This is a genomic window from Dyella sp. 01N36 (genome assembly GCF_056399745.1).
On sequence record NZ_JBFTRY010000333.1, the window covers coordinates 1 to 2,076 of the forward strand.

The following is a 2,076-nucleotide window of genomic DNA, read 5'->3' on the forward strand; positions in this document are numbered from 1 at the left end:
CAAGGATATGGGGCGAGCGGCCTAGAGCTGCGAAGCAATTGGAAGTGGTTCCAAGAAAAGCCTCTAAGCTTCAGTCATACGAGACCGTACCGCAAACCGACACAGGTGGGCGAGATGAGTATTCTAAGGCGCTTGAGAGAACTCGGGAGAAGGAACTCGGCAAATTGGTACCGTAACTTCGGGATAAGGTACGCCCTTGTAGCTTGACTGGCCTGCGCCAGGAGGGTGAAGGGGTTGCAATAAAATGGTGGCTGCGACTGTTTAATAAAAACACAGCACTCTGCAAACACGAAAGTGGACGTATAGGGTGTGACGCCTGCCCGGTGCCGGAAGATTAAATGATGGGGTGCAAGCTCTTGATTGAAGTCCCGGTAAACGGCGGCCGTAACTATAACGGTCCTAAGGTAGCGAAATTCCTTGTCGGGTAAGTTCCGACCTGCACGAATGGCGTAACGATGGCCACACTGTCTCCTCCCGAGACTCAGCGAAGTTGAAGTGTTTGTGATGATGCAATCTCCCCGCGGCTAGACGGAAAGACCCCATGAACCTTTACTGTAGCTTTGCATTGGACTTTGAACCGATCTGTGTAGGATAGGTGGGAGGYTTTGAAGCGTGGACGCTAGTCTGCGTGGAGCCGTCCTTGAAATACCACCCTGGTTTGTTTGAGGTTCTAACCTTGGCCCGTGAATCCGGGTCGGGGACAGTGCATGGTAGGCAGTTTGACTGGGGCGGTCTCCTCCCAAAGTGTAACGGAGGAGTTCGAAGGTACGCTTGGTACGGTCGGACATCGTACCTAAAGTGCAATGGCAAAAGCGTGCTTAACTGCGAGACCGACAAGTCGAGCAGGTGCGAAAGCAGGACATAGTGATCCGGTGGTTCTGWATGGAAGGGCCATCGCTCAACGGATAAAAGGTACTCYGGGGATAACAGGCTGATACCGCCCAAGAGTTCATATCGACGGCGGTGTTTGGCACCTCGATGTCGGCTCATCWCATCCTGGGGCTGTAGCCGGTCCCAAGGGTATGGCTGTTCGCCATTTAAAGAGGTACGTGAGCTGGGTTTAAAACGTCGTGAGACAGTTTGGTCCCTATCTGCCGTGGGCGTTGGAATCTTGACGGGGGCTGCTCCTAGTACGAGAGGACCGGAGTGGACGTACCGCTGGTGTACCTGTTGTCTCGCCAGAGGCATCGCAGGGTAGCTATGTACGGAAGAGATAACCGCTGAAAGCATCTAAGCGGGAAACTCGCCTGAAGATGAGGATTCCCTGGAGCCTTGAGCTCCTTGAAGGGTCGTTCGAGACCAGGACGTTGATAGGCTGGGTGTGGAAGCGCAGTAATGCGTTAAGCTAACCAGTACTAATTGCCCGTAAGGCTTGATCCTATAACCAGTGTGTTTCTGCTGGTTGAGTRTCGCGTGCCGCTGCCGTGATAACGAGCAGCTTGGCCGATACGCACAACCYCTACTACATCCCTATTCGCTGCGTTGAACATKGCTCAACGCGGCCACCGTTTATGCCTGGTGACCATAGCGAGTTGGAACCACCCCTTCCCATCCCGAACAGGACCGTGAAACGACTCCACGCCGATGATAGTGCGGATACCCGTGTGAAAGTAGGTAATCGCCAGGCTCTCCCTTGAAACCCCCCAGTACGAAAGTACTGGGGGGTTTTGCTTTTGCGGCTTCGTTTACGCTGATCGGTACACTTGTGCCTGATTCTTTGCGCCGGGCGTCAGCTGCACGCATAATCACTGTTCCGGCTGCCTTTGCGCGTCGCCCCTCTTAAATCATCCGAATGCCAGCCGACGGCGAAGCCTCGTGGTTTCTTTACCTGCTCGAATGCGAGGGCAACACGATCTACACCGGCATTACAACGGATGTCGAACGACGTTTTGCCCAACATCAGGCGGGAACGGGTGCTAAATATACGCGATCGCGCAAACCCATCAGGATCCTGGGCTGGCAGCGCTTTGATAACCGCTCTGAAGCCTCAAAAGCCGAGGCGGCGGCAAAGAAGATGACTTCTGCGCAGAAGCGGGTGTTTTGCGTGAGATTGGCGGAAAAAGTGGCCAGGACTCC

1 protein-coding gene and 2 rRNA genes are annotated in these 2,076 nt (G+C 54.3%); all 3 read left to right on the forward strand.

Annotation, left to right across the window (positions count from 1 at the left end; translation table 11 throughout):
* Positions 1 to 1,380 (forward strand): 23S ribosomal RNA (locus AC1DMG_RS21775); the annotation flags it as partial.
* A gap of 134 nt (positions 1,381 to 1,514) precedes the next feature.
* Positions 1,515 to 1,627 (forward strand): 5S ribosomal RNA (gene rrf, locus AC1DMG_RS21780).
* A 165-nt stretch (positions 1,628 to 1,792) separates the two neighbouring features.
* Positions 1,793 to 2,076 (forward strand): GIY-YIG nuclease family protein (locus tag AC1DMG_RS21785; protein ID WP_477181116.1); only part of this gene is annotated, 284 nt, incomplete at its 3' end.